The sequence below is a fragment of the Bradyrhizobium sp. WYCCWR 13022 genome (genome assembly GCF_030435535.1).
Classification (GTDB): Bacteria; Pseudomonadota; Alphaproteobacteria; order Rhizobiales; family Xanthobacteraceae; genus Bradyrhizobium.
The window spans coordinates 731,444-753,946 of the sequence record NZ_JAUIZJ010000002.1; the positions used below are offsets into that span (position 1 = coordinate 731,444).

The 22,503-nt window shown below is 65.3% G+C and carries 19 protein-coding genes and 1 pseudogene; 14 read left to right on the forward strand and 6 right to left on the reverse strand.

What is annotated here, in order from left to right:
- Positions 1-28: 28 nt before the first annotated feature.
- From accC to aat, 5 genes are all read left to right on the forward strand, one after another.
- A complete protein-coding gene (gene accC / locus QY049_RS04575) occupies positions 29-1,387 on the forward strand; it encodes an acetyl-CoA carboxylase biotin carboxylase subunit (protein WP_194476134.1) in 1,359 nt (452 codons plus the stop codon).
- A gap of 107 nt (positions 1,388-1,494) precedes the next feature.
- Positions 1,495-3,012, forward strand: coding sequence for a CHASE3 domain-containing protein (locus QY049_RS04580; RefSeq protein ID WP_301269073.1), 1,518 nt, complete (start codon positions 1,495-1,497; stop codon positions 3,010-3,012).
- Positions 3,009-3,449, forward strand: coding sequence for a response regulator (locus QY049_RS04585; RefSeq protein ID WP_194476136.1), 441 nt, complete (start codon positions 3,009-3,011; stop codon positions 3,447-3,449). The genes QY049_RS04580 and QY049_RS04585 overlap by 4 nt, the downstream gene beginning before the upstream one ends.
- The gene (locus QY049_RS04590; RefSeq protein WP_194476137.1) at positions 3,446-4,552 is read left to right on the forward strand and encodes a sensor histidine kinase; all 1,107 of its coding nucleotides are present in this window, start codon (positions 3,446-3,448) and stop codon (positions 4,550-4,552) included. The genes QY049_RS04585 and QY049_RS04590 overlap by 4 nt, the downstream gene beginning before the upstream one ends.
- A 55-nt stretch (positions 4,553-4,607) precedes the next feature.
- Positions 4,608-5,288 (forward strand): leucyl/phenylalanyl-tRNA--protein transferase, encoded by a 681-nt coding sequence (aat, locus tag QY049_RS04595; protein WP_301269074.1) that lies wholly within the window; start codon positions 4,608-4,610, stop codon positions 5,286-5,288.
- 63 nt (positions 5,289-5,351) lie between these two features.
- Here the strand turns inward: aat and QY049_RS04600 are convergent, their stop codons facing one another.
- Positions 5,352-6,368 (reverse strand): DUF2155 domain-containing protein, encoded by a 1,017-nt coding sequence (locus QY049_RS04600; protein ID WP_301269075.1) that lies wholly within the window; start codon positions 6,366-6,368, stop codon positions 5,352-5,354.
- A gap of 205 nt (positions 6,369-6,573) precedes the next feature.
- Here QY049_RS04600 and QY049_RS04605 point away from each other — a divergent pair, with 205 nt between their 5' ends.
- The 3 genes from QY049_RS04605 (at position 6,574) to QY049_RS04615 (ending at position 9,039) form a co-directional block, all read left to right on the forward strand.
- On the forward strand, positions 6,574-7,521 hold the full coding sequence (locus QY049_RS04605; RefSeq protein WP_301269076.1) for an alpha/beta hydrolase: 948 nt from the start codon (positions 6,574-6,576) through the stop codon (positions 7,519-7,521).
- 16 nt (positions 7,522-7,537) lie between these two features.
- Complete coding sequence (locus QY049_RS04610; RefSeq protein WP_301269077.1) at positions 7,538-8,548, forward strand: Na+-dependent transporter; 1,011 nt, start codon at positions 7,538-7,540, stop codon at positions 8,546-8,548.
- 122 nt (positions 8,549-8,670) lie between these two features.
- Positions 8,671-9,039, forward strand: coding sequence for an Ig-like domain-containing protein (locus QY049_RS04615; RefSeq protein WP_246755535.1), 369 nt, complete (start codon positions 8,671-8,673; stop codon positions 9,037-9,039).
- Between the two features lie 165 nt (positions 9,040-9,204).
- Here the strand turns inward: QY049_RS04615 and QY049_RS04620 are convergent, their stop codons facing one another.
- Entirely contained in the window at positions 9,205-9,999 is a 795-nt protein-coding gene (locus QY049_RS04620) for a methyltransferase domain-containing protein (RefSeq protein ID WP_301269078.1), read from the reverse strand.
- 35 nt (positions 10,000-10,034) lie between these two features.
- Entirely contained in the window at positions 10,035-10,973 is a 939-nt protein-coding gene (locus QY049_RS04625; RefSeq protein WP_301269079.1) for a GlxA family transcriptional regulator, read from the reverse strand.
- Positions 10,974-11,064: 91 nt separating this feature from the next.
- Here QY049_RS04625 and QY049_RS04630 point away from each other — a divergent pair, with 91 nt between their 5' ends.
- Positions 11,065-11,751, forward strand: a complete 687-nt coding sequence (locus QY049_RS04630) for a DJ-1/PfpI family protein (protein WP_301269080.1) — start codon at positions 11,065-11,067, stop codon at positions 11,749-11,751.
- 346 nt (positions 11,752-12,097) lie between these two features.
- Here QY049_RS04630 and QY049_RS04635 read toward each other — a convergent pair whose 3' ends face one another.
- Complete coding sequence (locus QY049_RS04635; RefSeq protein ID WP_194476146.1) at positions 12,098-12,505, reverse strand: NADH:ubiquinone oxidoreductase subunit NDUFA12; 408 nt, start codon at positions 12,503-12,505, stop codon at positions 12,098-12,100.
- Positions 12,506-12,765: 260 nt separating this feature from the next.
- On the opposite strand from QY049_RS04635, the gene QY049_RS04640 reads away from it, so the two are divergent.
- The 3 genes from QY049_RS04640 to QY049_RS04650 all read left to right on the forward strand — a co-directional run bounded on the left by QY049_RS04640 (position 12,766) and on the right by QY049_RS04650 (position 16,342).
- Entirely contained in the window at positions 12,766-13,368 is a 603-nt protein-coding gene (locus QY049_RS04640; protein WP_301269081.1) for a BA14K family protein, read from the forward strand.
- 299 nt (positions 13,369-13,667) lie between these two features.
- On the forward strand, positions 13,668-14,081 hold the full coding sequence (locus QY049_RS04645) for a response regulator (protein WP_258761869.1): 414 nt from the start codon (positions 13,668-13,670) through the stop codon (positions 14,079-14,081).
- Positions 14,078-16,342 carry a CHASE3 domain-containing protein gene (locus QY049_RS04650; RefSeq protein WP_301269082.1) on the forward strand — a complete coding sequence of 755 codons (2,265 nt, stop codon included), beginning with the start codon at positions 14,078-14,080 and terminating at the stop codon, positions 16,340-16,342. Before QY049_RS04645 ends, QY049_RS04650 begins: the two co-directional genes overlap by 4 nt.
- Here QY049_RS04650 and QY049_RS04655 read toward each other — a convergent pair.
- On the reverse strand, positions 16,308-17,204 hold the full coding sequence (locus tag QY049_RS04655; protein ID WP_301269083.1) for a DMT family transporter: 897 nt from the start codon (positions 17,202-17,204) through the stop codon (positions 16,308-16,310). The genes QY049_RS04650 and QY049_RS04655 overlap by 35 nt on opposite strands.
- A gap of 770 nt (positions 17,205-17,974) precedes the next feature.
- Here QY049_RS04655 and QY049_RS04660 point away from each other — a divergent pair.
- Together QY049_RS04660 and QY049_RS38950 are read left to right on the forward strand one after the other, a co-directional pair.
- Positions 17,975-21,739 (forward strand): vitamin B12-dependent ribonucleotide reductase, encoded by a 3,765-nt coding sequence (locus tag QY049_RS04660; protein ID WP_301269084.1) that lies wholly within the window; start codon positions 17,975-17,977, stop codon positions 21,737-21,739.
- Positions 21,740-21,923: 184 nt separating this feature from the next.
- Positions 21,924-22,139 (forward strand): annotated as a pseudogene (locus tag QY049_RS38950) (P-loop NTPase fold protein); the annotation flags it as partial.
- Here QY049_RS38950 and QY049_RS04665 read toward each other — a convergent pair.
- Positions 22,095-22,256 carry a hypothetical protein gene (locus tag QY049_RS04665; RefSeq protein ID WP_301269085.1) on the reverse strand — a complete coding sequence of 54 codons (162 nt, stop codon included), beginning with the start codon at positions 22,254-22,256 and terminating at the stop codon, positions 22,095-22,097. The pseudogene QY049_RS38950 and the gene QY049_RS04665 overlap by 45 nt on opposite strands.
- Positions 22,257-22,503: the final 247 nt, after the last annotated feature.

Here is a 22,503-nt window from a genome sequence, read left to right on the forward strand (position 1 = left end):
AACGACGAATTTCGCCCGCTGAGGCACCATGTTCGACAAGATTCTCATAGCCAATCGCGGCGAGATCGCCCTTCGCATCCTGCGGGCCTGCAAGGAGCTCGGCATCGCAACCGTGGCCGTGCACTCCACCGCCGACGCCGATGCCATGCATGTGCGCCTGTCGGACGAAAGCGTGTGCATCGGGCCGCCGCCGTCGAAGGACAGCTATCTCAACATTCCCGCGCTGCTCGCAGCCTGCGAGATCACCGGCGCCGATGCCGTGCATCCCGGCTACGGCTTCCTGTCGGAGAACGCGCGCTTTGCCGAGATCCTCGGCGAGCACAATCTGCAATTCATCGGCCCCAAGGCCGAGCACATCCGTCTGATGGGCGACAAGATCGAGGCCAAGAAGACCGCGAAGAAACTCGGCATCCCGGTGGTGCCCGGCTCCGACGGTGCGGTCGGTCCGAACGACGACGCGATGGCGATCGCGAAGAAGATCGGCTTCCCCGTGCTGGTGAAGGCGGCGGCAGGCGGCGGTGGCCGCGGCATGAAGGTCGCGCAGAGCGAGGCCGATCTCCAGATCGCGCTGTCGACGGCGGCCAATGAGGCGAAATCCGCCTTCGGCGACGCCTCCGTCTACCTCGAGAAATATCTCCAGAAGCCGCGCCACATCGAGATCCAGATCCTCGGCGACGGCCGCGGCGGCGCGATCCATCTCGGCGAACGCGACTGCTCGCTGCAGCGCCGCCACCAGAAGGTCTGGGAGGAAGGCCCCTCGCCCGTGCTGGCTGCGGCGGCCCGCGCCAAGATCGGCGAGACCTGCGCCAAAGCGATGCGCGAGATGAAATATCTCGGCGTCGGTACCATCGAATTCCTCTACGAGGACGGCGAGTTCTACTTCATCGAGATGAACACGCGCATCCAGGTGGAGCATCCGGTCACCGAGAGCATCACCGACATCGACCTCGTGCTGGAGCAGATCCGCATCGCCGCCGGCGGCGAACTGCCGGCCAGGCAGAGCGAGGTCCAGATCATCGGCCACGCCATCGAGTGCCGCATCAACGCGGAGAACCCGCAGACCTTCCGTCCCTCGCCCGGCCGGATCTCGCAGTACCACCCGCCCGGCGGGCTCGGCGTGCGCATCGATTCGGCGGTCTATCAGGGCTACCAGATCCCGCCTTATTACGATTCCCTCGTCGGCAAGCTGATCGTCCACGGCAAGACCCGCGCCGAGTGCCTGATGCGCTTGCGCCGCGCGCTGGACGAGATGGTGGTCGACGGCATCGAGACCACGCTGCCGCTGTTCCGAGACCTCGTCCGCCAGGACGACATCATCAACGGCGACTACCATATCCACTGGCTGGAACAGTACCTCGCCGGTAAGACGGAACCGGCGGCGAAATAATTCGCCGAAATTGTGGAACCCCTTGGCCCCAATCGCGTTCTGGACGCTTGGGGACAGTTCCAAGGGGCTATTTTGCACTGCACTTCGCGTAACAAGGCAAGCCGATCGTGACGGTCGACGCACAGCGCCGCCGCACGGTGATGCAAATCCTGCTGCTCTCGGCGGGATTCCTCGTGCTGGTCGCGATCAGCCTGGCCTCGACGCTGCTGATCAACAAATCCCGCGAGGACAATGCCTGGGTCGTGCACTCGGTCGAGGCCGAGAACCAGATCTCGACCGTGTTGCTCGAGGTGCGCCGGGCGGAAAGCGCAGTCCGGGCCTATCTGCTGTCCGGCGGCGCGCAATATCTCACGGAATATCGGGCGGCCGCTGCCAACGTGCTTCCCGCCATCGATCACCTCGCCCAAGTCACGCGCGACAATCCGGCCCAGGTCGAAAACATTGCCAAGCTGCGCAAGGCTGCGGAACAACGACTGTCGGAATTTGCCCGCGGCGCCGAGCAGGTCGAGAACAACGATGTCTCGAACGCCGTGACCGCCCTGCGCAACGGCACCTCGACCGGCGCGGTCGAGACCATCGCCCAGGTCGGCCGTGACATGCGGGCGGAAGAAGACCGCCTGTTCAGGGAGCGAACCGAGACCGCCGACCGGACCCAGAGGCTCTCATCGTCGGTCACCATTGCCGGCTCCGGCATGGTCCTGGCGCTCGCGTTCGGCTCGGTGCTGCTGGTGCGGCAATCCTCGCGCGCCCGCGACCGCGCCGAGACCCGCCTGCGCGACGCCAATCTCAACCTCGAGGCCACCGTCGACGAACGCACGGCAGACCTGCGCGAAGCCAACGACGAGATCCAGCGCTTTGCCTATATCGTCAGCCACGACCTGCGCTCGCCGCTGGTCAACATCATGGGCTTCACCAGCGAGCTCGAAGAATTGGGCAAGGACATCTTTCGGCGGATCGGAGGACTCACGGGCGTGCCGGCAGGCACCGCTGCGCTCGATGTCGCGGAGATTCCGCTCGAGGGCCCCGACAAGCAGCTGTCGGCGGATTTTTCCGAAGCGCTCGGCTTCATCAAATCCTCGATCGCCCGGATGGACCGGTTGATCTCGGCGATCCTCAACCTCACCCGCGAGGGCCGGCGCGAGTTCCACCCCGAGAAAATCGACACCCGCGAGTTCGTCGAAACCATCGTATCGACGCTGGCGCATCAATCGGCCGAAGCGCAGGCCGAGATCCACATCGAGCCGCTGCCCGGTATCGTCAGTGACCGCCTCGCGCTGGAGCAGATCTTCTCCAATCTGATCGATAACGCGATCAAGTATCTGAAGAACGGCGTGCCCGGCGAGATCAGAATTCGCGGGCGCACCAAGCTCGGCTACGCTATCTTCGAGATCAGCGACAACGGCCGCGGTATCGACGCCAGGGATCATCAGCGGATTTTCGACCTGTTCCGCCGTGCTGGAACCCAGGACAAGCCCGGCCAGGGCATCGGTCTTGCCCATGTACGTGCACTTGTGCGCCGCCTCGGCGGCACGATGTCGGTATCGTCGGAACTGAACGCAGGCAGCACCTTCACGATCACGCTGCCCATCACCTGGAACGCCACCAACCGGAACGCCGACAAATGACCCAGCCTGTCAGCATCATCATGATCGAGGACGACGAAGGGCACGCCAGGCTGATCGAGCGCAACATCCGCCGCTCGGGCGTGAACAACGAAATCATCTCGTTCGCCAACGGGACCGATGCGATGAAGCATTTGTTCGGGCCTGACGGCAGCGGGCTCGTGCAGAAGGGCAACGCGCTCCTGATCCTGCTTGATCTCAACCTGCCCGACATGACCGGGATCGATATCCTCAGGCAGATCAAGGAAAACAAGTATCTCAAGGCCTCGCCCGTGGTGGTGCTGACCACGACCGACGACAGCCAGGAGATCAAGCGCTGCTACGAACTCGGCTGCAACGTCTACATCACGAAACCCGTCAATTACGAGAACTTCGCCAATGCCATCCGGCAGCTCGGCCTGTTCTTCTCGGTCATCCAGGTCCCGCCCGCCGCCTCATGACCCAACAGCGCACGCCAACATTGCTCTACATCGATGACGACGGCGCACTGGCGCGCCTGGTCGACCGCGGCCTGACGCGGCGCGGCTACAAGGTCATCCATGCCGCCAGCGGCGAGGAAGGCCTCGAGCGCATCCGTAAGGCAGGGACCGAGGGCGGCATCGATGTCGTGGCGCTCGACCAGTACATGCCGGGCCTCGACGGGCTCGACACGCTCGAGCAGATCATGGCGATCCCCGACGCCCCGCCGGTGGTGTTCGTCACGGCCTCGCAGGATTCCAGCATCGCCGTCACCGCGCTCAAGGCCGGTGCGGCCGATTATCTCGTCAAGGACGTCAAGGGCGACTTCATCCCGCTGCTGCACGTCGCAGCCGAAGGCGCGCTCCGCCAGGCCGAGTTGCAGCGGGCGCGCGAGGAAGCCGAGGCCGAGATCCACGCCTCGCGCGACCGCTACGCCGCGCTTGCGGCCGAGCGCGAGCTGCTGCTGCGCGAGGTCAACCACCGCGTCGGCAATTCGCTGCAGATCATCGCTTCGCTGTTGCATCTTCAGGCGAGCTCCGCCGCGCAGGACGAGGTCAAGGCCGCGCTCACCAACGCGATGGGCCGCGTCGCCGCCGTCGCCCAGGTGCACCGTCGCCTCTACACCTCGCAGGATCTGAAGAGCGTGGTGCTGAACCAGTACCTGGATTCCCTGCTCGAGGATCTCCGCCGATCCGCCGAAGGCAACCGGATGTCGCGCCTGACGGTGAAAGCCGAGCCGATCGAGATCGACCCGGACCGCGCCGTCGCCGTCGGCATCATCGTCAACGAGCTGGTGATGAACGCGGTGAAATACGCCTATCCCGATGGCGCCGGTCCCATTCACGTCGAGCTGACCTCGCAGGGCGAGGATCTCTTGCTGTCGATCACCGATGACGGCGTCGGCGACAACGTCAAGGCCGATCCGCGCTCCACCGGCATGGGCCAGCGCATCGTCGCCGCCATGGCCTCCAAGCTCGATGCCACCGTCGAGCGCGATCCCAACCATTCCGGAACCCGCATCATGCTGCGGTTCCGCCGCACCCCCGCCGTAGCAGGCAAGGCGAACAGCGCCGCAGCAGGCTGATCACCGAGGATAGCCCCCATCGCACCGGCGCCGCGATCCTGCTATTGTTGCGCGCATGACTTCGCGCGACTCCGCATCGTCTGAAATCACGCCGGCCGTGCTCCTGCGCGCCTATGCCTGCGGCATCTTTCCGATGGCCGAAAGCGCGGACGACCCGACCCTGTTCTGGGTCGAGCCGGAAATGCGCGGCGTGATTCCGCTCGACGGCTTTCGCGTCGCCTCGCGCCTTGCACGCACCGTGCGCTCGGATCTGTTTCGCGTCACCGTCAACACCGCGTTCAAGGCGACCATCGCGGGCTGCGCCGCGCCGCAGGCCGGGCGCGAGGACACCTGGATCAACAAGCGCATCCGCGATCTCTACGGCGGCCTCTTCGAGCTCGGCCATTGCCACAGCGTCGAGGCCTGGCAGGGCGACGACCTCGTCGGCGGCCTCTACGGCGTGAGCCTGGGGCGGGCCTTCTTCGGCGAGAGCATGTTTCACACCGCACGCGATGCCTCCAAGGTCGCGCTGGTGCATCTGGTCGCGCGTCTCATCCATGGCGGCTTCGAGCTGCTCGACACGCAATACGTCACCGAGCATCTGAAGAGTTTCGGCGCGGCCGAGATCTCGCGGCGGCGCTATACCGCGCTGCTGGACAAAGCGCTCGCCGGCGAGCCCGGCGATTTCCTGCGGCTGTCGCGCGGCGACGCCGTCCCAGGGGCGCGCGCGCTCGAGATCATCGCCTCACGACAATAAATCGGATTTGCCGGCTGCCGAATTCGGGAGATTTGGCCTGCGCCCAAAGCCCGGGGATCTGGCCTAGCGCCCAAAACCCGGAATACCGAACAGGCCCGGCCGCTGCTCCGGCGGCGGAGGTGGCGGGGGCGCCGGCTGCGGCGGCAGAGGCTGCGGCGGACGCTGCACAGCCTGCTTGGGCGCAGCCCTCTTCTGCGCTGGAGGCGGCGGGGGCGCAGCCGGCTTGGTCGCGGGATCGGGTGCCGCGGTCGCAATGGTCTGCTGCGGCTCTTTGCAGTCGGTCAGCCAGATATCGTAGATCGGATGCTCGACGCCGTGCAGGCCGGGGCTCGCGGCAAACATCCAGCCGGAAAAGATCCGCTTCACCTCGCCCTGCAAGGTGATCTCGTCGACCTCGACGAAGGCGTCGGTGTTGGCGGCTTCGGTCGCGGGCCGCGTGTAGCACGCATCGGTCTTCACGCGCAGCGCGCCGAACTGCACGGTCTCGCCGATTTCCTCGTCGAAATTGATGATGCGCCCGGTGATCTTGTCGAGGCCCGAGAAGGTCGCCTTCTTGTTCACGATCTTCTGGGCCGGCGGCTCGGTCACGACCTCGTCGCCCGGCTGGAGGCTGGCCGGGGCCTGCGGCACGGCACCCTGTTGCGTCCCGCCCTTTTGCTGGGGCTGGCGCTGGCCGGGAACAGCTCCCGGCGGTGCAATCGCGACGGGCGCCTGGTTCTGCGGCGCGACGGTGGTACCCGGCGGGGGGGCCAGCGGCTGGCTCTCGACCGGTCCCGGCATCGCATTGCCTTGCCGGCCCGGCGGCGGCATCGGGCGCGACGGCAGCACGCGACCCTGCGGCGGCAGCTCGGGCACCTCTTCGTCGTCGTCGGGGGTCGGCTGCGGCATCGGCTGACCGCCGCGGGGGATGCTGCCCGGCGGCCGGAGCGGCGGCGGATCGGAGAAGATCGTGCCGATCTGCGCCTGCGCAGGCGTTGCAACCGTCAGCGCGGTGGCAGCCAGCAGCGCCGCAAGGCCCGTCAGGGTAAAGGTTTTCAACATCTCGCGCGGCTTCAACAGCGAATCGGGCTTGTTGGACATTCTACAGGGGATACGGCCGCTCGCAGGCCATCCGGTTAACACGCCGAATACGGCGGGGAAAGGGCGGCATCCCTGCCCTGCCCGCTGCCGGCGTGACAGACCGGCACCCTGATGGGATAGTCGGGGGCCTCTCCCCGGGGCCGACGCGGGCCTCGCTCCCGAAAATGACGTCCAACGATAACCAGAACCTCTGGGGTACCTGCCCATGCCCGTCGTGCTCGATCCCGATGCCGCTGCCGTCTACAAGGCGTTCCAGGAGGCCGGCCGCCCTGCCTATGAGACACTGACCGCGGCCGAGGCGCGCGCCTATTACCTGCAGGCGCGCTTTGCCACCAACCCCGAACCGCCCGAACTGGCCCGCGTCGCCTCGCTGTCGATCCCGGCGCCGCACGGAGCGATCCCCGCGCGCATCTACGTGCCGAAGCAGCCGCGCCGCGAGGACGGGCTGGCGCCCGCGCTGGTGTTCTTTCATGGCGGCGGCTGGGTGATCGGTGATCTCGACAGCCACGACGTGGTCTGCCGGCAGCTCGCGATCGAGGGCGCGCTGATCGTGATCGCCATCGACTACCGCCTCGCGCCCGAGCACAAATTTCCCGCCGCGACCGATGACGCGATCGCCGCGACAAAATGGATCGCCGCACATGCGCGCGAACTCGGCGTCGATGCCGCAAGGCTCTCGGTCGGCGGCGACAGCGCAGGCGGCAATCTCGCCGCCGTGGTCGCGCTCGCCGCGCGTGACGGTGATGGCCCCGAGATTGCGGGCCAGGTGCTGATCTATCCGGCCGTCGATTTCGCCATGACGCATGGCTCGCACAGCGAGCCCGAGACCAGCGTGCTGCTGACGCACAGTGTGATCCGCTGGTTCCGCGACCACTATCTCAACGGCGCGGCCGACACCCACGATTGGCGCGCCTCGCCTGCGCGCGCCGAAAACCTTGCCGGCCTGCCGCCGGCCTACGTGCTGACCGCCGGCGCCGATCCCTTGCGCGACGAAGGCAGCGAATATGCCGCGCGCCTGAAGCAGGCCGGTGTGCCGGTCACTTACAAGCACTTCCCCGGCCAGTTCCACGGCTTCTTCACCATGGGCAAATTGCTGCAACAGGCCAACGTCGCGGTGAGCGAGATCGGCGCCTGGCTCAAGGCCGTGGGCTGACAACGCCCTCAACCCGATGTCGTCCGCAATTCGCACCGTCTTCTCCCTTCCGCTGCGCGGCCTGACCTGGCTCGGCAGCCAGGGCACGCGCGCGGTCGCGGCGGTCGTGTTCATCGCGGCGGCCGTGCCGCCGCTCGGCGCGCTGCTGCGGCCCTACGTCACCGAGGCGATTCTCGTTCTGCTCTGCATCTCCTTCATGCGGGTCGATCTCGTGGCGCTGTACGGCCATCTGCGCCGGCCGGCACTGGCGGCATCAGCCACGGCCTGGACCACGATCGGCGTGCCCGTCATCGTTGGACTCGTCACGCATGCGACCGGGCTCACCGATCGCGCCCCCGGCCTGTCGCTCGCGCTGATGCTCCAGAGCATGGCCTCGCCGATGATGGCCTCTCCGGCGCTCGCAGCGCTCATGGGGCTCGACGCGACGCTGGTGCTGGTCACGCTGGTGACCGCGACCGCGATCGTGCCGTTCACCGCCTCGGTGTTCGCAAGCCTGTTCCTCGGCGGCATGCTCAGCATCTCGCCGCTTATGCTCGGCCTGAAACTGCTCGGCATCCTCGCAGCATCGCTGCTGGCCGCGACATTCATACGCTGGCTGTTCGGCGCGGACGCCATCCAGCGCCACAAGCAGCCGATCGACGGCTTCAACATCATCATCCTGCTGATCTTCGCATCCGCGATCATGGGCGACGTCGTGAGCGATCTGGTGGCGCGGCCGGTCTTCACCATCAGCCTCGCAGCCCTGTCCTTCGCGCTCTATTTCACGCTGCTCGCCGTCACGACCTTTCTGTTCCGCCGCATCGGCTACGAGCGCGCGCTGGCACTCGGGCTGATGGTGTCACAGCGCAATCTCGGCCTGATGCTGGCGGCGACAGCCGGTGCGCTGCCGGCCACGACCTGGCTCTATTTCGCCATGACGCAGTTTCCGATTCATCTTTCACCCTACATGCTGATGCCGATCGCGCGGCGGCTGACGGCGCGGGCGGATATCTCAGGCACTGCGGCTTCGACCGACGCATCGGCTTGAGTGCCACGAGACTCGGGAGCGCCGGCACGAGACGCGGATCGCTGCTGCTTGCGCTGGATCAATTCGCCTTTTCATCAGCCTGTTAATCAGCTCAGACTTTATGATTTAATGGAGGTATTAAAATGCTTTTTCGCATTGCATTCCTTCTTGGCGCAGCCGTCTTGGGCTTCATGCCGCTGTCGGCGCAGGCCGCCTCGGAGTGTCCGGTTGTCGGCACGATGTCGAGCTGGGGCGTCAACTCGACCGGTTACTTCAACGTCTCCTCCGGCGGTACGTGTCTATTTCCCGTGAAGCTGGACGGAGTGATTGCAGGCTCGACCGTTTCTCAAAAGCCCGCGCACGGGACTCTCAAGAAGGTGAATGCGTCGACCTACACGTACACTGCCAAGGCGGGTTACAAGGGCAACGACGCCTTTGCCGTGAGCTTCACTGGAAAAGGTCCATCCGGTTCTGGAACATCGGTGATTACGCTCAACGCGACAATTCAGTGAGCCGAAGCCCCTGCGGCATCCGCGGATGCAGATGATGTGGGGAGCGCGCTGCTCCCTGCATCCCGCCCGAATGCCCGCTCCACCTGTCGCTAGACATAATTGCACGGCGATTGACGGCGCACAGTGACGACGCGCCGACCGCAGGACGCACGAGCCAGGGCGATCTCACATCGGCACGCCCGCAGGTCTCGACGCCCTGAAGATATACCGATTGGTGCTGAAGAAATATTGTCCCGCCCCGGCCAGGCGCTCGAACTCGCTATGCCACGCGTTCAGGTCATCGACCGAAACGTCGTTCGTACGGCCGACGAAATCCCGGATTCCCCGGGCCAGTCCCTTGCTGTAGCTGTCGTCGTCGTACCGCAAATTCAGGATCGGAAAGATGGATGCCCCGTCCAGATGAAAACCTGAATTGATCAGCCTGGAGGCCATCGATCTGGGAAGACGCGGATGCGCACAATGCGCTTCCCACGATGTCATCACCGAGGCCATGCGCGCCCGGTCGTCAGAATGCCACACCACTGCGTCCCAATCCGTTGCGACAAAAACCGTTCGGCCGCCCGGCTTCAGAACGCGGAACGCCTCCCTGAGAACGCGGTCGACATCAGGGACGTACTCGGCGACCTGCGTGCACACGACCGCGTCGAACGATGCGTCAGGCTGGCCCAATTCCGTCGCGTCCCCGATGGCATAGGAAATCCATTCCGAGGCCTTCTGCCGGTTGCAGACGGCGATCAGGTCGGTCGACACATCGATACCGACGACAGCGCCGTCCGGCCCGACGAGCTGCGCCATGCTTTCACAGAGATAACCCGGGCCGCATCCGATATCGAGAACACGTTCGACCGCCGATAGGCCAAGCTGCCGGATCGTCTCCGCCCGCTGGGCCTTTACGTCGCTCGTCAGATAGATTCTCTGGAGCCGCTTCGCGTTCTCGTCGCTGTATTCCATCCCGCTCATCGTCGCCTCCTCGTTCGAGTGGCACGTAAGAATCCCTACCCTGCCCTTGCCGCCCTCCGCAGCGCCTGCGGCGGCTGGCCGAAGGCGCGGATGAAGGCGCGGCGCATTCTTTCAGGATCGCCGAAGCCGGTCGCCTCCGCGACGAGCTCGATGGCCTCGCGCGAGGACTGCACGCGCTCGCGCGCGACCTCGATCCGCAGGCGCTCGATCGCTTTCGACGGCGTGGTGCCGGTCTCCGCGGCAAAGGCGCGGGCGAAATGCCGCGCGCTCATGCCGGCGCGATCGGCGAGGTTTTCCACCGTCAGCGGCGCATCGAGATTTTCGCGCGCCCAGGACAGCAGCGCGCCGAAGCGGCCGTTCGGTGTCTTCAATTCCAGCAGCGACGAGAACTGCGACTGGCCGCCGCTGCGGCGATGATAGAGCACGAGCTGGCGGGCGGTCGCCTGCGCGATCTCCTCGCCATGGTCCTCGGTGACCATCGCGAGCGCGAGATCGATGCCGGCGCTGATGCCCGCCGAGGTCCAGACATGGCCGTCGCGGGTGAAGATCTGGTCCGGCTCGAACTTGACCTTGGGATAGCGCGCGACGAAATCGCGCGTACGGCCCCAATGCGTGGTGGCGCGGCGGCCGTCGAGCAGGCCGGCCTCCGCGAGCACGTAGGCGCCCGAGCAGACGCTGGCGATCCGCACGCCGCGCCGGGCCAGCCGCTGCACGAAGGCGAGCGTGGCCGGACACCGCGCCGCGGCCTCGACGCCCGAACCGCCCGCCACGACCAGCGTCGTCACCGTGTTCGCCGATCTGAAATCGCGCGCCATCATCTCGACGCCGGCGGACGAGCGCACCGCGCCGGCGTTCAGCGCCAGCACCCGCAGCGCAAGCGGCTTGCCGCCGGCGCGCGCCGCGATCTCGAATACCGAGATCGGGCCCGCCGCATCGAGCAACTGGAAATCCGGGAAGATCAGGATGCCGATCATGGTCATGTCCGAAAGTGAGGGAATTACGCCATTTTGGACAGGATGGCACCATGCCATCTTGCGCCCGTCAAGCATTTCATCGGAGGCTTTCATGTCGGCACCGCTGCAGATCGGACTTTTGGTGTTTCCGCGCGTCACCCAGCTCGACTTCACCGGTCCCCTCCAGGTGTTTGCCAACGTCCCCGGTGCGAAGCTGCATCTGGTCTGGAAGCGCATCGAGCCGGTTCCGAGCGATTCCGTGCTCACGCTGACGCCGACCACGACGTTTGCCGACTGCCCGCAGCTCGACGTGATCTGCGTGCCCGGCGGCGGCGGCACCGACGACCTGCTCGACGACGAGGAGGTGCTCGACTTCCTGCGCCGGCAGGCCGAGGGCGCGAAATACGTGACATCGGTTTGCACGGGATCGCTGGCGCTCGGCGCCGCGGGGTTGCTGAAGGGCTATCGCGCCGCCACCCATTGGAGCGCGATGGAGATGCTCAACCAGTTCGGCGCGACGCCGACCAGGACGCGCGTCTGTGTCGACCGCAACCGCGTCACCGGCGGCGGCGTCACCGCGGGGATCGATTTCGCGCTGACGCTGGTCTCGATCCTGCGCGACCGCACGACGGCGGAAGCGATCCAGCTTCAGCTCGAATACAATCCGGCGCCGCCATTCAATTCAGGCTCGCCAGAGACTGCGCCTGCGGAGGTGCTCGCCTTGCTGAAGGAGCGTGGCGCGCCAAGGCAGGCCCGCCGCCTCGAAGCCGTCGCGCGAGCGTCGGCACGGATGAAGTAGTTTCAGCTCTCGTGTCCCCCCAACAGAAAAAGGCCGCTCGGTTTCCCAAGCGGCCCTTCCTGTCTCACGGCGGCGCACATTCTCATCGGGCGATTTCGGAACTCCAGACCGGGGGCCTATCTCCCGATCGAGTCCTTCCTCGGCGGCCGCTGCATCTCGGGACAGTCGCGAACTGTTGCCCGAACCGAACGCGATGGTCTCCCATCTCCGTAAGATGGGTTCATTGAGCCGCATCGCTCATGCAGACGCAATGGGCACGCGGAAGGCGTCCCCGCTGATCCCGTTGTCCACAGCAAGATCGTCAGGATGCGTCTGCATCCAATCCGATGATGGAAGAGCGGTGGACCTAGCCGGGCGTCCAGGGCTGGTAGTCGCCGGTCGCCTTCGGCCGTTTGCCGCTGGCGAGCGTCGAGCCGGAGGGCCGGTAGGCCTTCGCCGTGCCGGTGAGATTCGGCTGGTGCGGCTTTTCCCACTCGCGCGGCTGGTAGTTGATCTCGGTCGGCGGGGTATCGACGACGTGATGGATCCAGCCGTGCCAGGCCGGCGGAATGCGGCTCGCTTCGGCATAGCCGTTGTAGATCACCCAGCGCCGCTCGAAGCCGAGCGTGGGGTCGATCTTGCCGCCTGCGGTGCGGTAGTAGCGATTGCCCTGCTCGTCCTGGCCGACCAATTCGCCGAACCTGGAGGTCCAGAGTTGCGTGCCAAAGGTCTGGCCATTCCACCAGGTGAAGAGCTTCAAGAAGAATTGTTTCATGCGGCAAGGGCCCTGCTTCGTGGGTCCTGATGCCATCCGGGCGGCCAAATGTCCAGTTCAGCGGGCGCGGCCGTGCCCCGCCCAAACGCGCTGACGCGGGCAGCCAAAGCGACGGCAATAGAGGCTGCCGCAAATCGGACGCGATCCGTTCATGCCGGGTACAGCGGCTGCGTGAAAATCTGGTTCTCATGCGCAAACCGGTGTGATCCCTGGAACCGTAGCCCTTTCAAGGGATTTGCTTCCGGGAAAGGAGTTTGAACATGAACAGTCTAAGAGTTTTGGGTGCGGCCGCAGCGCTGGCACTGGTTCTTCCGATGGCAACCCCGAGCTTCGCGCAGGGCCATGGTGGCCATGGCGGCGGCGGTGCCCATTTCGGCGGTGGTGGCGGCGGCGCTCACTTCGGTGGCGGCGGCGGTGCCCGCATGGGCGGCGGCAGCTTTGGAGGCGGCGCGCGGTTCAGTGGGGGCGGCGGCAATTTTGCAGCCAGCGCGGCGGTGCGCCCGAGCGGCGGCGCCACTTTAAGCGGCGGTAGCCGCAACTTCGCAGCAGCCGGAGGCCATTGGAATGGCGGCGGCGGCAACTGGCACGGCGGCAGCTGGCACCACCATCGCGGTGGCGGCTTCTGGCCCGGCTTCGCGGCGGGTGCCGCGATCGGCGGCCTTGGCTCATACGCCTATTACGGCGGTCCGTATTACGGCGATGGCTACTACGACGACGGCTATTATGACGACGGTGCGACCGTCGCCGTGGTGCCCGACACCGGAGGCGACTCAGTGGCCTATTGCGCCCAGCGCTATCGCTCCTACGATCCGGCGTCCGGTACCTATCTCGGCTATGATGGCCTGCGCCATCCCTGCCCGTAGCACGACCTGACGTGCAACGTTCGAGGGCGGCGCCGGCAATCGGGGCCGCCCTTTCGTTTGCGGGCAATCTTGCTCGGCCATCTCCCGCGAATCCTGCCACGAGCAGCTCTTGTGGAGCGTGCGGATTGGCTTCAACTTTTCATTGAAGTCCGACGGAATTCACCCAGCTCGCCGAACCTGCAAGGCCGCTATGCATTGCGCCGTGCATATCCTTCCCAGGCCCAATCCAAAATTGACCCGGCGCACGATTCGCTTATATCACCAGTCGCTGTGGGGACTTCGATCTACTAGGGAAGGTCATGCCGCGTATTCTCGTGGTAGATGACGATCCGATGGTCGGCGCGACCATCGAGGTCCTCCTCCTGCGTCAGGGCTTCGACGTCACGTTGACTGACGGCGGCGAAACCGGGCTTGCTGCGCTGGAAGCGCAGACGTTCGATGTGATGCTGGTCGACATCTTCATGCCGCATATGCGCGGCTTCGAATCCATCCGCATCTTTCACGAGCGTGCACCGACGATCCCCTTGATCGCCATGTCGGGCTATGCCTTCGCCTCATCCGCCTCGCCCTCCCCGGACTTCCTGCGCATGGCGCTGGAGCTCGGTGCGACGCGCTGCCTGCGCAAGCCGTTCACGCCCGAGACGCTGCTGACGACAATCCGGGAATGCCTCGGCGAGCGCGCGCCGCCGAAGGACCAGAAAGAGGCCCCTTGATCCCCTCGCAGCGCGTCATTCTCGGTGCTGGACTTGCCGTTCTCCTGCTCATCACCGCCGCCTCGATCGGTCTCGACGTCAAGTCGCGGTCGGACGCCGCCTGGGTCAACCACACCGTCGGCGTGCTGAAGAAGATCTCCGATCTGCGCGTCCTGATCCGCCGCGCCGAAAGCGCCGCGCGCGGCTACGAGATCTACCGGAGTTCGAGCTTCAACGACGAATTCCAGGCGGTGCGGGCCCAGATCGCGCCCGCCCTTGCCGACCTCAAGCGCAATATGCGCGACAATCCGGATCAGACCGCGCTGATCGAGGGCACCGAGCCGCTGGCGCTCCGCCGGGTCGAGATTGCCGCTGAGGCGATGCGCCTGCGCGCGGCCAATGACGCCGACGGCATCGCCGCGCTCAACGGCAAGGCCGAAGGCCGCGGCCTGATGGACACGGTGATGGGCAACCTCGACCGGCTGAGCGCCGGGGAAGAGCGGCTGCTCACCGCGCGATCGCAGGATTCGCGCCGCACCGGCATCGTGCTGCTCGGCATCGACGTCGCCGGCGCCCTGCTCATCCTGCTGCTGGTCGTGATCGTGACGCGCGAGAGCCAGCGCACCAAGAGCACGCTGTACGAGACCCAGGCCGCCAAGGAAGTCCTCGAGGCCGCGGTTGCCGAACGCACCGAGCATCTCGTCACCGCCCATGACGAGCTGCGCCTGTCGGTCAACGTGCTGCAGAGCACGTTCCGCAGCATGGCGGAGGCGGTACTGGTGATCGACGCCGAGGGCACCGTGCTGCTGTCCAATCCTGCGGCCGAGCGCATGCTGCTGCATCGGACCGGCATGAGCCTCGGCAATCTGCGCGCACTGTCCGACGTGTTTCACGGCGACGGCGTCACGCCGCTCGGGTCCGACGAGCTGCCGTCGGTGCGCGTACTGCGCGGCGACGAGTTCGAAGATCTCGAGATGATCGTCCGCCCGCACAGCGGCAACAACGTGCGCCATCTGATGATCAGCGGCCGGCCGATGCGCGACGGGCAAGGCAACATCTCCGGCGCCGTGCTGGTCTATCACGACGCGACGTCGTCGCGCGAAACCGAGCGGCAGCTGCACCAGTCGCAGAAGCTGGATGCCATCGGCAAGCTGACCGGCGGCGTCGCGCACGACTTCAACAACATGCTGACCGTGATCTCGGGCAACACCGAGACGCTGGTAGCGCGCCTGAAGGACCAGCCCGAGCTGCAGCGCACCGCGCGCCTGATCGACGATGCCGCCGAGCGCTGCGCGGAACTGATCCAGCACCTGCTGGCCTTCGCGCGAAAACAGCCGCTGCAGCCGCGCGACGTCGAGATCAATTCCGCCATCGCAGACATCGCAAAACTGTTGCGCCCCACCCTCGGCGAGCAGATCCAGATCGAGACGGCCCTGCAGCAGGGGCCGATGACCTCTCATATCGATCCCTCGCGGCTCACCAATGCCGTGCTCAACATGGCGATCAACGCCCGCGACGCCATGCCGAACGGCGGCAAGCTGCTGCTCGAGACCCGCCACGTCGTGCTGGACGAGGCCTATGCGCAGGTCAATCCCGACGTGCGGCCCGGCGCCTACGTGATGCTCGCCGTCAGCGATACCGGCACCGGCATGCCGCAGAGCGTGCAGGAGATGGCGTTCGAGCCGTTCTTCACCACCAAGGAGGTCGGCAAGGGCTCCGGCCTCGGCCTCTCCATGGTGTACGGCTTCGTCAAGCAGTCCGGCGGCCACATCAAGATCTACAGCGAGGAAGGCCACGGCACCACGATCAAGCTCTATCTGCCGCCGGGCCAGGGCGTGACGGAAGCGACAAGCTCGATCGCGCCGCAGGCCGAAGGCGGCGCCGAGACCATCTTCGTGGTCGAGGACGACAATCTGGTGCGCAACTTCGTCACTGCCCAGCTCCAGAGCCTCGGCTACAAGACGGTCTCCGCCGGCGACAGCCGTGCCGCGCTGCAGATGATCGAGGCCGGCCAGGCTTTCGACCTGCTCTTCACCGACATCGTCATCCCCGGCGGCATGAGCGGCCGCGTGCTTGCCGAGGAAGTGGCAAAGCGCCGGCCGGGCGTGAGGGTGCTCTACACCTCCGGCTATACCGACAACGCCATCGTCCATCACGGCAAGCTCGACGACGGCGTGATGCTGCTGACAAAGCCCTATCGCCGCAACCAGCTCGCCGAGATGATCCGGAAGGCGCTGAACGGCGGGCCTAGCGCGTCGCCAGCACCACCGCCGCCAGCGTGAAGATCAGCGAGGCGATCTGCCCAGGTCCCAGCGGCTCGTGCAGCGCGATCGCGGATGCGACGACGCCGATGACGGGCACGGCCATCGTGCCGATCGCCGCCACCGAGGCCGGCAGGCGCGCCAGCGCCGCGAACCAGCTGACATAGGCGATGCAGAACTGCACCACGGTGGAATAGACCAGCAGCCACCAGCCCGTTGGCGTCACCCTGTCCAGATGCGTGGTCTCGACCAGGAGGCCGATGATCGAGATCGGCAGGCAGCCGATGCCGATCTGCCAGGCCGCGGCCGTGATCGGCGGCAGATGGATCGGATATTTCTTCGAGAACACCGTGCCGATTGCAAAGCCGAGCGCGCCGCCCAGCGCCATGATGATCCCGGGCGCCTTCTGCGCGCTGGCGGCGATGCCGTTGCCCCCCATGATCGAGGCAAGGCCGGCAAACGCCATCACCAGGCCCAGGGTGCGCAGCACGGTCGGCCGCTCCCCGAGCACGGGCCAGGCGATCAGCGAGGCCCAGACCGGCATGGTGTAGGCGATCAGCGCCGCCTCACTCGCCGGCAGCCAGAGCAGCGCCAGCCCCATCAGCACCATCCAGCCGGTGACGTTGAGGACAGCGGCGGTGAGCAGCCGCGGCCAGACGCCCGGCTCCACCCGCAGGCTCTGCCGGCGAACGAGTGCGAGCAGCGCAAGAAGGATAGCCCCCAGCACGCCGGTGACGCCGCGCAGCGTCAGCGGCGGCAGCTCGCCGATCAGGAATTTGGTCACCGGCCAATTGAAGCCCCAGCCGATCGAGGTGATGGCGAGGAACATCAGGCCGGCCGGGGCGATACGCGGCTGCGTATCCCGGCGAGTCGAATCAAGCATGTGGGCAGTCCGGCAAAATCGCCCTCAGCTTGGCGCGGATTCGGCTCCCCGACCACCACCTCGGCGGGCATGCCTGCCCTCACCTTCCGTACCACTACGTGAGTCTGCCTGACGCAATCCCATCGCCCAAAAATATACCTGCCCTGTGAACAGCGGGATGAAGCGTCCGGATCATCACGGGATGCAAATTTTTTCGGTTGGGAATCCCTCAGGACTCACTGATACTTGGCTCAAGACAGGCGCGGGCTTCGCCCCCTGTTATCCCCCACAATCCACCATATTTAGTATTTGATTCAGGAACTCGCACTAGTTCTTGACGGGCGCTTTGGAGAGTCCTAGCTTTCGATCCGTTCGGCGCGAGTGAGTTTGCGTCCCGCCGGCACTCCCCCAAAGGGTCTCGCAAATCGACACTCCGCCAAGCCAGCCAAAGGCCGCGGAATGAGGGCTTGTCTGCCCGTGAAATGTGGACTCCCCGGGGCGCCAGAACGGGCCGGCAACAGGCTCTGATGGCATCGGTAGACGTTGTGACGGTGTGGGGCGTTTGAACGCATGTCGGGCTCATCCCCTTGGGGGCGGATGTTCCTGGACATGCCGGCGGATGATCGATGCGCGCATCGGTGAATCACGTCGGGAGAAACTGGGCCGGATCCACCGGCTGAACTGCGGTGCCCGAGGGCCGATCGGCCTGGGTGGAAACGCGAAACGAAATAGCGACCCGGACGCCTTCAACGAGGGGCGTATCGGGTCAAAGATAAGGACGGGGCAAGACCATGCGGATTGAGCGGCGCCACACCACTTCGGGACAGTCACCTTACGCGGGAATCGAATTCCGCCTGACCACGTCGGAGATCCGGAATCCCGACGGCTCGGTCGTGTTCAAGATGGACGGCGTCGAAGTCCCGACCGAATGGTCGCAGGTCGCCTCCGACGTGCTCGCCCAGAAATACTTCCGCAAGGCCGGCGTCGCCGCGCGCCTGAAGAAGGTCGAGGAAGAGTCCGTCCCCTCCTTCCTGTGGCGCTCCGTGCCCGACACCGAAGCTCTCGCAGCGCTGCCCGAGAAGGAGCGCTATGTCAGCGAGCTCTCCTCCAAGCAGGTGTTCGACCGCCTCGCCGGCTGCTGGACCTATTGGGGCTGGAAGGGCGGCTACTTCTCGACCGACGAAGACGCGCAGGCCTTCTATGACGAGCTCCGCTACATGCTCGCCATGCAGATGGTCGCGCCGAACTCGCCGCAATGGTTCAACACCGGCCTGCATTGGGCCTATGGCATCGACGGCCCCGGCCAGGGCCATTATTACGTCGACCCCTTCACCGGCAAGCTGACCAAGTCCAAGTCGGCCTACGAGCACCCGCAGCCGCACGCCTGCTTCATCCAGGGCGTCGGTGACGACCTCGTCAACGAAGGCGGCATCATGGACCTCTGGGTCCGCGAAGCCCGCCTGTTCAAATACGGCTCCGGCACCGGCTCGAACTTCTCGCGCCTGCGCGGCGAAGGCGAGAAGCTGTCGGGCGGCGGCCGCTCGAGCGGCCTGATGAGCTTCCTCAAGATCGGCGACCGCGCGGCCGGCGCGATCAAGTCGGGCGGCACCACGCGCCGCGCGGCCAAGATGGTCGTCGTCGACGTCGATCACCCCGACATCGAGACCTATATCGACTGGAAGGTGAAGGAGGAGCAGAAGGTTGCAGCCCTCGTCACCGGCTCCAAGATCAACCAGAAGCATCTCAAGGCTGTATTGAAGGCCTGCGTGAACTGCGAAGGCTCGGGCGATGATTGCTTCGATCCCGAGAAGAACCCGGCGCTCCGCCGCGAGATCAAGCTCGCCCGCCGCAGCCTCGTGCCTGACAACTACATCAAGCGCGTCATCCAGTTCGCCAAGCAAGGCTACAAGGACATCCAGTTCGACACCTACGACACCGACTGGGACAGCGAAGCCTATCTCACCGTCTCCGGCCAGAACTCCAACAACTCGGTGTCGCTGAAGGACGACTTCCTGCGTGCCGTCGAAACCGATGGCGACTGGAACCTGAACGCCCGCACCTCCAGGAAGGTGACGAAGACGCTGCGTGCGCGCGACCTCTGGGAAAAGATCGGCTACGCCGCCTGGGCGTCGGCCGATCCGGGCCTGCACTTCAACACCACGATGAACGACTGGCACACCTGCAAGGCGTCAGGCGACATCCGCGCGTCCAACCCGTGCTCGGAATACATGTTCCTGGACGACACGGCGTGTAACCTCGCGTCCGCGAACCTGCTCACCTTCTACAACACCGAGACCAAGCAGTTCGACGTCAAGGGCTATGAGCACCTCTGCCAGCTCTGGACCATCGTGCTCGAAATCTCCGTGATGATGGCGCAGTTCCCCTCGCGCGCGATCGCCGAGCTCTCCTACGAGTTCCGCACGCTCGGCCTCGGCTACGCCAACATCGGCGGCCTGCTGATGACCATGGGCCTGTCCTATGATTCGAAGGAAGGCCGTGCGCTCTGCGGCGCGCTGACCGCTGTGATGACCGGCATCACCTACAAGACCTCGGCCGAGATGGCGGCCGAGCTCGGCACCTTCCCCGGCTACAAGAAGAACGCCGCGCACATGCTGCGCGTCATCCGCAACCATCGCCGCGCCGCGCATGGCGAGGCCTCCGGCTACGAGGCGCTCTCCGTCAACCCGGTGCCGCTCGACCACGCTTCGTGCCCGCAGGCAGACATCGTCACCCATGCCAAGGCGGCCTGGGATGCGGCGCTCGAGCTCGGCGAAGTCAACGGCTATCGCAACGCCCAGACCACGGTGATCGCGCCGACAGGCACGATCGGCCTCGTGATGGATTGCGACACCACCGGCATCGAGCCCGACTTCGCGCTGGTGAAGTTCAAGAAGCTCGCCGGCGGCGGCTACTTCAAGATCATCAACCGTGCGGTGCCCTCGGCGCTGCGCGCGCTCGGCTATCGCGAGAGCGAGATCGCGGAGATCGAAGCCTACGCCGTCGGCCACGGCTCGCTCTCCAACGCGCCGGGCATCAACGCCTCGACGCTGAAGGCCAAGGGCTTCACGGACGAAGCCATCGCCAAGGTCGAAAAGGCCCTGCCGACCGCCTTCGACATCAAGTTCGCCTTCAACAAGTGGACCTTTGGCGAGGATTTCATTCGCGAGCAGCTCGGAATCGGTGCGGAAGCCATTGCGACTCCGGGCTTCGATCTCCTCCAGGCCGTCGGATTTACAAAACGCGAGATCGAGGCGGCCAACGTCCACATCTGCGGCGCGATGACGGTCGAGGGAGCTCCCCACCTCAAGGCTGAACATTACGCGGTGTTCGATTGCGCCAACCCCTGCGGCAAGATCGGCAAGCGCTATCTGTCGGTCGAGAGCCACATCCGCATGATGGCGGCGGCGCAGCCCTTCATCTCGGGTGCGATCTCCAAGACCATCAACATGCCGAACGACGCAACCGTAGAGGACTGCAAGTCCGCCTACATGCTGTCGTGGAAACTGGCCCTGAAAGCCAACGCACTCTATCGCGACGGCTCCAAGCTCAGCCAGCCGCTCAACTCGCAGCTCATCAGCGATGACGAGGACGAGGACGATGCGGTCGAGACGCTCTACGAGAAGCCGATGGCGGCGCGTGCCGCCCAGGTCTCGGAGAAGATCGTCGAGAAGCTGGTCGAGCGCATCATCGTGATGCGCGAGCGCGAGAAGATGCCTGACCGACGCAAGGGCTACACCCAGAAGGCGGTCGTCGGCGGCCACAAGGTCTACTTGCGCACCGGCGAATATGACGACGGCCGTCTCGGCGAGATCTTCATCGACATGCACAAGGAAGGCGCAGCGCTCCGCTCCTTCATCAACAATTTCGCGATCGCGGTCTCCCTTGGTCTGCAATACGGCGTGCCGCTCGACGAGTACGTCGACGCCTTCACCTTCACCCGCTTCGAGCCGGCGGGCCCCGTGCAGGGCAACGACAGCATCAAGTACGCGACCTCGATCCTCGACTACGTCTTCCGCGAACTGGCGGTCAGCTACATGTCGCGCTTCGATCTCGCCCATGTCGATCCCAACGAGACGGGCTTCGATGCGCTCGGCAAGGGCGTCGAGGAAGGCAAGGAGCCGGACGAGACCCATCACGCCACCAAGCTGGTGTCGCGCGGCCTCACCCGCTCCCGCACCGACAACCTCGTCGTGATGCGCGGCGGCAGCGCCGCCATCGCGCAAGGCAACGACAGCGCGCCGTCAGGCGGCAGCAAGGTCACGGCCCTCGCGCACGGTGCCTCGGCCCGTGTCGGCGACGCCATCGAAGGCGCCGTCGCGCTGAAGCAGGAAGCGCAACACGACCTCTCCCCCACGGAGAAGCTCGAAGCGCTCCAGTGGAGCAAGGCCGGCAGCGCCGCGTCAGTCGCCGCCCCCACCAAGGCCGAGCGCCGCGCGGAAGCCAAGGCCAAGGGCTATGAAGGTGAGATGTGCAGCGAGTGCGGCAACTTCACGCTGGTGCGGAATGGCACCTGCATGAAGTGCGATACTTGCGGCAGCACGACGGGGTGTTCGTGAGGGCCAACAAACGGCGGTAGCAACAAGCATCGCGGCTATTTTGACTACTACGGGAAGGGCGATCGAAAGATCGCCCTTTCTGGTTACAACCGAAACCGGCAGCCACCAGAGCGCACGCAATTCTGTTGCGTCTACTCAACAGCACGCGCAGCCGGCGGGCGCCTTGTCCAAGGACCGCATCGACATGACAGTTGCAGACGAACCTTGTGATATCTGGGCCGATGACCGACTTCGGCGAGCAGATGACGCGCTATTCCTGAAATCGTTCCTTTTGAACCGCGTCGCCGAGCGCGCAGCAGCTAAGCGTCCAGCATCGTACGTACTCAACATCGATGCACAATGGGGCCAGGGGAAATCATTCTTCCTTTCTCGGTTCGCACAAATGCTGCGACATGACAAATATCTCGTCGCCGAAGTAAACGCTTGGCAAGATGATCACGCGGATGATCCTCTGCTCGCCGGATTTCGGTCGACAACCCGAAACGGTCTCTGCGACTTCTTTGGCCGCCGAGTTCATCAGCCAGTCGGAGAGAGGCCTTCACGATGTCAATGCAAATGTAACGGCCGCCCATGCCCGATGGGTTGTTCAACGGCTATCCGAAGAGTTCGCCATCGCGCACGGAAATCAATACACAGTTGGCACTGCACCGATGTCAATTATACGACGATATCCAGAGATCGTACGGAGCGCGGGTCGCTTGTCCGTCTTGAAACAGACCGACTCCTAGGATGGGTGGAGCAAAGGATACCCATTATCAGTCGCT

Coding starts and splice junctions, on each gene's coding strand:
- QY049_RS04615 (WP_246755535.1), top strand. CDS start 8,671: ATGCTTTTTCGCATTGCATTCCTTCTTGGCGCAGCCGTCTTGGGCTTC.
- QY049_RS04610 (WP_301269077.1), top strand. CDS start 7,538: ATGTCGTCCGCAATTCGCACCGTCTTCTCCCTTCCGCTGCGCGGCCTG.
- QY049_RS04590 (WP_194476137.1), top strand. CDS start 3,446: ATGACCCAACAGCGCACGCCAACATTGCTCTACATCGATGACGACGGC.
- QY049_RS04630 (WP_301269080.1), top strand. CDS start 11,065: ATGTCGGCACCGCTGCAGATCGGACTTTTGGTGTTTCCGCGCGTCACC.
- QY049_RS04620 (WP_301269078.1), bottom strand. CDS start 9,999: ATGAGCGGGATGGAATACAGCGACGAGAACGCGAAGCGGCTCCAGAGA.
- QY049_RS04600 (WP_301269075.1), bottom strand. CDS start 6,368: ATGTCCAACAAGCCCGATTCGCTGTTGAAGCCGCGCGAGATGTTGAAA.
- QY049_RS04635 (WP_194476146.1), bottom strand. CDS start 12,505: ATGAAACAATTCTTCTTGAAGCTCTTCACCTGGTGGAATGGCCAGACC.
- QY049_RS04665 (WP_301269085.1), bottom strand. CDS start 22,256: ATGAACTCGGCGGCCAAAGAAGTCGCAGAGACCGTTTCGGGTTGTCGA.
- accC (WP_194476134.1), top strand. CDS start 29: ATGTTCGACAAGATTCTCATAGCCAATCGCGGCGAGATCGCCCTTCGC.
- QY049_RS04645 (WP_258761869.1), top strand. CDS start 13,668: ATGCCGCGTATTCTCGTGGTAGATGACGATCCGATGGTCGGCGCGACC.
- aat (WP_301269074.1), top strand. CDS start 4,608: ATGACTTCGCGCGACTCCGCATCGTCTGAAATCACGCCGGCCGTGCTC.
- QY049_RS04605 (WP_301269076.1), top strand. CDS start 6,574: ATGCCCGTCGTGCTCGATCCCGATGCCGCTGCCGTCTACAAGGCGTTC.
- QY049_RS04660 (WP_301269084.1), top strand. CDS start 17,975: ATGCGGATTGAGCGGCGCCACACCACTTCGGGACAGTCACCTTACGCG.
- QY049_RS04655 (WP_301269083.1), bottom strand. CDS start 17,204: ATGCTTGATTCGACTCGCCGGGATACGCAGCCGCGTATCGCCCCGGCC.
- QY049_RS04585 (WP_194476136.1), top strand. CDS start 3,009: ATGACCCAGCCTGTCAGCATCATCATGATCGAGGACGACGAAGGGCAC.
- QY049_RS04625 (WP_301269079.1), bottom strand. CDS start 10,973: ATGATCGGCATCCTGATCTTCCCGGATTTCCAGTTGCTCGATGCGGCG.
- QY049_RS04640 (WP_301269081.1), top strand. CDS start 12,766: ATGAACAGTCTAAGAGTTTTGGGTGCGGCCGCAGCGCTGGCACTGGTT.